The sequence below is a fragment of the uncultured Enorma sp. genome (genome assembly GCA_905210055.1).
In the GTDB taxonomy this organism is placed as follows: Bacteria; Actinomycetota; Coriobacteriia; order Coriobacteriales; family Coriobacteriaceae; genus Enorma.
Genome location: CAJLVH010000156.1, coordinates 1 through 4,113, shown reverse-complemented (window position 1 = coordinate 4,113; position 4,113 = coordinate 1). Strand labels below are relative to the sequence as shown.

The 4,113-nt window shown below is 66.8% G+C and carries 4 protein-coding genes; all 4 read left to right on the top strand.

Going from position 1 to position 4,113, the window contains the following annotated elements; all coding sequences use genetic code 11:
- A partial coding sequence (locus QZ079_RS08395) for a transglutaminase domain-containing protein (RefSeq protein ID WP_297037421.1) occupies positions 1-952 on the top strand: 952 nt, incomplete at its 5' end.
- A 182-nt stretch (positions 953-1,134) separates the two neighbouring features.
- The gene (locus tag QZ079_RS08390; protein ID WP_297037420.1) at positions 1,135-1,956 is read left to right on the top strand and encodes a TipAS antibiotic-recognition domain-containing protein; all 822 of its coding nucleotides are present in this window, start codon (positions 1,135-1,137) and stop codon (positions 1,954-1,956) included.
- Between the two features lie 322 nt (positions 1,957-2,278).
- Positions 2,279-2,554 carry a metal-sensing transcriptional repressor gene (locus QZ079_RS08385; protein WP_087216948.1) on the top strand — a complete coding sequence of 92 codons (276 nt, stop codon included), beginning with the start codon at positions 2,279-2,281 and terminating at the stop codon, positions 2,552-2,554.
- Positions 2,555-2,660: 106 nt separating this feature from the next.
- Positions 2,661-4,113 (top strand): cation-translocating P-type ATPase (locus QZ079_RS08380; RefSeq protein ID WP_297037419.1); only part of this gene is annotated, 1,453 nt, incomplete at its 3' end.

The window sequence follows — 4,113 nt, the reverse complement described above, 5'->3', positions numbered from 1 at the left end:
CGAGCAGGCCGCCACGCAGGCGCTCGACGAGCTCCAGCGCGAGGCTCAGCCGTCGGGCATTCCCACGCGCCTCGACACCGAGGACGGGATCGACTGGGACGCCGTCCAGGCGAGCCAGCAGCCCTCGACCACGATGCCCGACGTGCCCTACGAGATCAACGCCTCGTCCGACCTCGTGCGCTACATCGCGGCCAACCTGCTCGCGGGCAACACCTACATCGACGTCACCGACTACGCCAACGCGGCCGGCACCACGGAAGTCGCGGACGCGCTCTTCGAGGCGTGCGCCCAGAACCCGCTCATCTTCAACTGCAACCCCACCTACCAGGTAACGCGCCGCGACGGCAGGATGCTCCTCACCGTCACCAGCCTGACCCCGTGGGAGCAAGTCAACGACCAGGACGTCCTGAACGAGCAGCGCCAGCAGGTGAGCGACAAGGCCGACGAGATCGTCGCGGATATCATCACCGACGGCATGTCCGACGCCGACAAGGTGCGCGCCATCAACGACTACATCGCCGAGAACCTCTGGTACAACTACGACGCCATCAGCTCCGGGAGCTTCTCGATGGACGCCGCGACCCAGGACCCGTCCACCGTGCGCACGCTCATCCTCGACGGCGGCTCGATCTGCTCCGGCTACGCGCAGACCTTCAAACTCCTCGCTGACCGCGCCGGGCTCGAGTCGGTGTACGCGTCCGGCAACGTGCCACCGCAGCCCGGCGTCTACGCGACCGACCACGCCTGGATCCTCGTGAACATCGACGGCAGCTGGGTCGTGGTCGACCCGACCTGGAACGACCCGGGCGACCAGTCCAACACCACCTCGTCCGACGAGTACCTGATGCTCGCCCAGGACGACCCGGCGCTCCAGGGCCGCTCGTACAACTCGTCGTGGATGGCCGACACGCTGCTCTCCGACTACATCGACCCAAGCCTGCTCTCGGCCTGATTGAAGCCCCTTGCTTGCGGACGGGCAAGCGGGCATCGGGGGTGCGCGATAACCGGGGCGGTATGTCGCGCGTTTGCAGGTGGGTGGTCGCGCAACAGGCTGTTTCTTGTGCGGCGCGGGGCAGCTTGGGGACAATGGGCTTGCAAGAGAAGCCGAGGCAAACCCTGAGCAAGGAGGGCCCCATGCCCATGAAGGACACCATCGCCGCCATCCGCAAGGAGGCGGGCCTCACGCAGGAGGAGATGGCGCGCAGGCTCTACGTGACGCGGCAGGCGATAAGTCGCTGGGAGCAGGGAACCACCGAGCCCGGCATCGACATGCTCAAGCTTATCGCTCGCGAGCTGGACGTCCCCGTGACCGCCCTTCTCGACATGCCCGAGCACTACTGTCAGAGCTGCGGCATGATGTTCACCGGCCCTGACCAGCACGGCCACGAGGCGGACGGATCCGAGACCGAGGACTTCTGCCGCTGGTGCTACGACGGGGGCGCCTACACCTACGAGACCACGATGGACGAGATGATCGAAGACTGCGCGCCGCGCATGGCCGAGGCGATGGGTTGGACTGTGGACGAGGCGGCGTCGCTTCTGGGCGCGGTGCTGCCGACGCTTCGCCGCTGGCGTGAGGTCGCCGAGAACGAGAAGGACTACGGCGAGGAGACCCGCGCGGCCTACGGCGACGAGGTGGTGGATGCCTCCAACAAGAAATACCTGGCGATGGGCGAGGCGGCGCACCTGCAGGCGGAAGAGCTGGCGGTCGCCATCAACGAGCAGCTGCGCCGTGCGATGGAGGCGGGCGATCCGGCCGGCCCCGAGGCGCGCAAGCTCGTGGCGATGCACGCCCGCTGGCTGCACATGTACTGGCCGGATGGTACCTACACGCCCGAGGCTCACAAGGGTCTGGCGGACGGCTATGTTGCCGACGAGCGGTTCCAAGCCTATTACGAAAAGGTTGCGCCGGGGGCGGCGCAGTTCCTGCGCGACGCGATCCGCGCGTGCGCGTAATCGTCTTGCGTGGCTGTCTTTCGGATTGCCTGCATCAGTACATGTGGGAAACGGGTAGTATCGGATCACACTTTGAGCGATCGCCGCAGATGAGCTCGTCGCGGGCCTTGCCACGATGGCGGTGCGCTTCCCGCTGCGCGGGTTGAAGCAACAGGATTGGCTGGTAAACGTTTCGCTCTACGTCGTCAACGTCTTTCCAGGCATCCTCGAGCGTGAATGCTCCACCTATCGGGTAATTGCTTGTGTGATGCGCTGTCCGGCCCGGCGCGCTATGATGGCGGAAAGGTTTTGGTAATCGCGCGCGGCGCGGAGAGGGGATGCGATGAGGCAGTGCATGGATGCGGCGAACCTTCACAGGCGTCTGCACAAGATCATCGGCCAGGTGCAGGCCATCGATCGCATGATTGACGAAGACGTGCCGTGCGAGGACATCCTCTCGCAAATCAACGCAGCGAAGAGCGCCCTGCACCGATGCGGCCAGGTTGTGCTCGAGGGGCACATCCAACACTGCGTGCGCGACGGTATCGAGCACGGGGACGCGGACAAGACCGTTGCCGACTTCACCAAGGCCGTCGAGCGTTTCGCCAACATGATTTAGTACCTCAGCTGAAAAAAGAACTTCGGCTTGACTCCTCTTCCTCAAAGCATTATACCCATAGGGGTATAGGTATCAAAACGCGCCGGCGAGAAGGACGGGGGAGCCCATGATCGAAGGTCTCGAGAAGCTGCTGGAGTGGGGCGGCGCTAAGCGCGACATCGCGTTTCTCGCCATCTCGGGCGTGGCGCTCGCGCTCTCGCTCGCTGGCGTTGAGCCGTTTCCGTTCTCGATCGCGTGGGTCGCCATCATCCTGTGCGGCGTGCCCATCATCCTGGAGGCCGTCATCGGCCTCGTGACGGAGTTCGACATCACGGCCGACGTGCTCGTCTCGCTCGCCCTCATCGCGAGCGTCTTCATCGGCGAGGACTTCGCCGCGGGCGAGGTCGCCTTCATCATGCAGCTCGGCGGGCTGCTCGAGGAGCTCACCGTGGCGCGCGCCCGCGCCGGCATCGAACGGCTCGTCCATCTGACGCCGCGCACGGCACGGCGCATCGCCCGCGCAACGGCCGAGGGCGGGGAGCCGCGCCCCGTGGCGGAGGAGACCATCGCGGCGGAAGCTGTTCAGGTGGGCGACATCCTACGCGTGCTGCCCGGGGAGGCCGTGCCCGTAGACGGCGTCATCGTCTCCGGTCAGACCTCGGTGAACCAGGCGGTCATGACCGGCGAGAGCCTGCCGGTGGACAAGGGCCCGGGGGACGAGGTGTCGTCCGGCACGGTCAACCAGTTCGGCTCGTTCGACATGGCCGCGACGCGCGTAGGCGAGGACTCGTCCATCCAGCGGATGATTCGCCTCGTGCAGTCGGCCGACGCCGGCAAGGCCAAGATCGTGAACCTCGCCGACCGCTGGGCGGTGTGGATCGTCGTCATCGCCCTTGTGGCAGCAGTTCTCACCTATCTCGTGACGGGCGAGATCATCCGCTCGGTCACCATCCTCGTCGTCTTTTGCCCGTGCGCGCTCGTGCTCGCCACACCCACGGCCATCATGGCGGCGATCGGCAACGCCACCAGGCACGGCTTTCTGGTGCGCGAGGGGGACGCGCTCGAGCGCCTGGCGCAGGTCAGGCGCGTGTGCTTTGACAAGACAGGCACGCTCACCACGGGGGAGCCGCAGGTGGTTGCCGTGTGCACGGGCGAGAAGGACGTGAGCGAGGACGCGTTGCTCGCGGTTGCCGGCGCGGCCGAGAAGCGATCCGAGCACCCCCTCGGGCGCGCCATCGTGGCCGCGGCCACGGAGCACGCCGGAGCGGCGCCGAAGGACCCAACGTCCTTTGCCATGGTGCCCGGTCGCGGCGTAGTGGCCGAGGTGGGCGGGCGCACGGTGTACGCCGGCAGCGCTGCGCTGCTGGCGGAGCACGGTCTGGCTATACCGGACGCGCTGGGGAGGCGCGTGGACGCTACGCGCGCCGAGGGGGCAACGATCACCTATCTCGGCTGGGGCGACGCGGCAGCGGGGTTCATCGCACTCGCTGACCGCGTGCGCGAGAACGCCACCGCTACGCTTTCGGCAGTGTGGGAGACGGGCGTGGAGCCGGTGCTCCTCACGGGGGACCACGAGGCGG

What these genes read in the sequence shown, in the direction of transcription:
- QZ079_RS08390 (WP_297037420.1), top strand. Translation starts at nt 1,135, where the DNA reads ATGCCCATGAAGGACACCATCGCCGCCATCCGCAAGGAGGCGGGCCTC.
- QZ079_RS08385 (WP_087216948.1), top strand. Translation starts at nt 2,279, where the DNA reads ATGAGGCAGTGCATGGATGCGGCGAACCTTCACAGGCGTCTGCACAAG.